Below are 3,478 nucleotides of genomic sequence, written 5' to 3'. Positions count from 1 at the left end.
CCCGATGATCTGCTCTTCCGAAAAGCGGCTGCGCTTCATGCTCTGGTCCTTGTCGTGGGCCAGAACGAACTTCAAACTGGATTAAACCCGCGGGGCAAGGTCAGGGTCAATCGCGTCAGTTTGGCCCTTACCCGCAAACTTCCAGTCTGCCCCTATCAGACGCAGTGCGTCAACGGCGCCGATGGGCCACAAGGCGACATCCTCCGAGCGGCGGCCTCGATCTCGAAGCGGACACGTTCAGTCCGCACGTCTGCTTCGGGGGCATTCGCGACCGGGTCGAGCCAGTAGCAAGTTCGGCCAAGTCCCGGTATCCGCCGAAAGCGGAAGCAACCTCAGAGCACAAAAAGAGGACCGACGCCTCTCGAGGATAGCGCCGGGCCTGGGGGCGCATTCACGTCGCCTGCTTGGTTTGCTTGCGAGCGGCAACCGGTGGCGCTGCGCGGCCGGCAAGCCGGTGAGGCCGCGGGGTGTTGCGCATGCGAGGAAACCAGCGGCCTGACGGTTCACGCAGGTAGCATCGCGGTTATCCAAGGGCGATGCTTCTGAAAAGACGGTGGCGCTGATTAAGCAGGCTATGGCGCAGCACAATGCCGAGCTGCCGGGCAGGGTGGTTGCGGCTGTGAAGGACGCTCGTTCGAAGCGGAAGCTGTAACAAAGGGCGCGGTATTTGCGGGGCCGCTTCGCCAGCGATGGCAAATATTACATCGGCGGCCATGCGGTGCTCACGACCGTTACGCGCGATGGTGTGACGCTGCGTGTCGTGCACGTATGGCCTGAAGATCAACCCGCCAAGAGGATTGAGCCGGCGCCGATTGACTGGTCCGCATGGCGGGCGGCGGCGTGAAGGCAAGCGGAAGCGGGCAAGCGGTGGTAAGCCTTTCCGCTTTTGCGCCTGTTAACCAGATGGTGGCTTACCAAAAAGCGCTGACCTCAAAAGTACGACTTGCGCGGCGCGAAGGAGCGGGCTTAGCTCATATTTTAGCAGTTTTGCGACGGGCTTATGAAGACTTTTTTTATAGTCATCGGCATGTGGGTGCTGATCAACATACTCTTTGTAGTCGTGATGACCCCACCCCGGAAACCCCGAAAGCCCGACGGCTCTAACTCTGCTGGTCTCGCTCCGGTGCCGGTCGATCAGAACAGCCACCATTTCGCCGATGAGGATGATCCGGCTTCAATGCGGCACTCCATCATTGCCGTTGCACTAGGTGTATTCTTCTCATTAACGCCGCCCTTGATCGATGCCGCGGATCTGATCAAGCAACTGATCAAGAAGCGTCGGAAAGCGAACAATTCAAGCGACAAAGACACAGACTAGTCGTTTGAATCGCGACCATTTATGACCGCAAAGACGCCGAGCAGCCAGAGGATGGAGGCAAGCTGTGCAGTGTTACTATTCCCCGATCATTCACAATGGGCAATTACAAGCGGACGAGGTGGGAGAGCTATTTGCCTCTGCTGAACTAGCGATCCAATACGGCGCCCGTGTTGCTCGGGATATCGCCAACGATCCGGAACATGACCGTGCTGCGGGCACGGTCATAATCGTGGTTGACGCCTCCGGCGCTGAGATCACGCGGCATAGGGTTGAGCGACGGGCGGAAGCGGGGGATGAGGGCGAGGCGCAATAGGTGGTGGTGGCGGAGCAAGCGGAAGCGATGGAGGTGAGGGGCCTTTCTATGACCACTTGCCCATAGCGCGTCCCGCGTTGACAACGAACGTTCCAAAAGTGCCGACCGCAGCAAAGATTGCGATCCATCTTTCAAGTGTGCCCAAGCGGATGGCGTTGCGCGTAACTATCTCTTTTCCGTCCCAATAAAGTTTGCCGGATCTCTCGTGTATTCCGAGCAATGCTGAACCTTTTATCGAGATCGCATATACATCTTCCGGCCATTCGGGAGGCCGCTCGTTCGAGAGACGATATTTGCGAACTACTTCCCAATCGACGTCGGGCATTCTGGCTCCTTAGATGTTTAGCGGAGTATGTCGATCGACCAGGCTTGGTCAATCTCGTGGTGAAGGGCTCATCCGGTGATGAAGCTGTGATACTCGCTCGAAGAGAGCGCTCAGTTCTCTAAGCGAATGTTCAGCGACCGCCAGAAGCGTCAATCCCGCGATGATTGCCGGAACGTCGCGCATTGCCTTCAGGGCGTCATATGTCACAGCGCCATTGCCGTAGTCGGTCGTCGTAAACATCTGATGATGACCGAGAGAATTTGGATGACACCGCTCCGACAAGCGATTGTAGTGGCCTAGTGCTCCCGGTAAAAGCTTATCCAGCTTTTCAACGTGGGTGAGCGCATTAACCGTTTTGAACTCAGGAGACTGCTTCAGCCATTCTTCGTCGCGGCTCGAAAAAATCCTGTTCATCGCGAGTTCGTCAAGCCCTTTCAGATCTTCGTCGTCGAGTAGCTTGGACACGCGCCCTTCAAAATCGACAAGTAGGGCAACGGTTTCGACGAGCGCTCGTGTGCAGAGAAAGGCTGGCAGCGGCATCGCCTCGTTCCAGGAAAGCGCCGTCCCTTCGGCAAGTGCTACGATCCTATAGAGCACAGCCTCGGCGAAGGTCTCAATTTTCCATGCGATTTTCGATCGGGCCAGGTGACCGGCCACGGAAATCGTTAATCGGCGTCGTTCCGCAAGCCGCACAATTTCATCATTGATCGACGTCAGCGCCTCGGCGTCGCGAGGGGCGATGTCGTCAGTTATTTGGAACTGCTGGACTGACAAGGTAGGCATCTGAAATGTCCCAATTGAAGCCTCACTCCACCGCAACCGAAGCGGGAACGCAAGCAGGAGTGCGGCGCGCCTGCGAGACTTTGGACGCAGGAAAAAATACGGGGTGCACGACACGGCGAGGCCGCCGGGCCGCCTGTCAGATCGCACTACTTTTCTCTGTAGCCATTAGATGCGCGATATGCGCTAGGAGGTGGTCGACCATCATACAGGCGCTCTCGGCCTTAAAGACGTCGGCAGTGGCGGCGCTCTCGGGATATCTGAACCAATATTCTTTGTGGTAGCGGCTGAGGTGTTCCACGTCCTTTGCAGCACCAGGCCAAAGTCGTTCGCGAAGTCCCTCGGTAATTGCTAATAAGCCCGCTAAGTCATGGGACCGCTGCACGTCACGTTGATGTTGTCCCTGAAATTGCAGCAAGGCTTTTAAACCATTCTCGATGCTGAATCCGATGAGGAGGTAGAAGGGAATTCCTATTCGGGAAATGTCTTCACCTGGTGCAGATGAGTGAATGCGCTTGGCGCCCTCTAGCAGGGCAACCGCATACGCTAGCTTGTCGATATGAAGCTCGGCGTCGTCTACCATAAGCTAACCTATGTTTTTCGCCCCACCGGCGGCGGCACCATCTCAAATCTAGAGCCTGGCTGCTGATTCCGCTCGATGTCGCCCACCATTCCAGAATGATCTCGCCCACCGTTCCGATTTGATGTCGCCCACCATTCCGAGATGATCTCGCCCACCATT

Annotated in this window: 5 protein-coding genes; 2 read left to right on the top strand and 3 right to left on the bottom strand. The window is 56.8% G+C overall.

Features of this window, described 5'->3' with window-relative positions; all coding sequences use genetic code 11:
• Both CT676_RS44990 and CT676_RS43235 read left to right on the top strand, forming a co-directional pair.
• The coding region (locus CT676_RS44990; protein WP_205124644.1) for a hypothetical protein at positions 1 to 288 on the top strand (288 nt) is incomplete at its 5' end.
• 712 nt (positions 289 to 1,000) lie between these two features.
• Complete coding sequence (locus tag CT676_RS43235; RefSeq protein WP_135217311.1) at positions 1,001 to 1,318, top strand: hypothetical protein; 318 nt, start codon at positions 1,001 to 1,003, stop codon at positions 1,316 to 1,318.
• A 359-nt stretch (positions 1,319 to 1,677) separates the two neighbouring features.
• Here the strand turns inward: CT676_RS43235 and CT676_RS43225 are convergent, their stop codons facing one another.
• The 3 genes from CT676_RS43225 to CT676_RS43215 form a co-directional block, all read right to left on the bottom strand.
• Positions 1,678 to 1,956, bottom strand: coding sequence for a hypothetical protein (locus CT676_RS43225; protein ID WP_135217309.1), 279 nt, complete (start codon positions 1,954 to 1,956; stop codon positions 1,678 to 1,680).
• A gap of 48 nt (positions 1,957 to 2,004) precedes the next feature.
• Positions 2,005 to 2,739 (bottom strand): hypothetical protein, encoded by a 735-nt coding sequence (locus CT676_RS43220; protein ID WP_135217308.1) that lies wholly within the window; start codon positions 2,737 to 2,739, stop codon positions 2,005 to 2,007.
• A gap of 136 nt (positions 2,740 to 2,875) precedes the next feature.
• Entirely contained in the window at positions 2,876 to 3,319 is a 444-nt protein-coding gene (locus CT676_RS43215; RefSeq protein ID WP_135217307.1) for a hypothetical protein, read from the bottom strand.
• Between the last annotated feature and the right edge of the window lie 159 nt (positions 3,320 to 3,478).

The organism is Bradyrhizobium sp. MOS001 (assembly GCF_004634465.1).
GTDB lineage: Bacteria > Pseudomonadota > Alphaproteobacteria > Rhizobiales > Xanthobacteraceae > Bradyrhizobium > Bradyrhizobium barranii.
The sequence above is the reverse complement of the archived record's forward strand: the minus strand, read 5'-3'. Positions and strand labels throughout refer to the sequence as shown.

Coding starts and splice junctions, on each gene's coding strand:
- CT676_RS43220 (WP_135217308.1), bottom strand. CDS start 2,739: ATGCCTACCTTGTCAGTCCAGCAGTTCCAAATAACTGACGACATCGCC.
- CT676_RS43225 (WP_135217309.1), bottom strand. CDS start 1,956: ATGCCCGACGTCGATTGGGAAGTAGTTCGCAAATATCGTCTCTCGAAC.
- CT676_RS43235 (WP_135217311.1), top strand. CDS start 1,001: ATGAAGACTTTTTTTATAGTCATCGGCATGTGGGTGCTGATCAACATA.
- CT676_RS43215 (WP_135217307.1), bottom strand. CDS start 3,319: ATGGTAGACGACGCCGAGCTTCATATCGACAAGCTAGCGTATGCGGTT.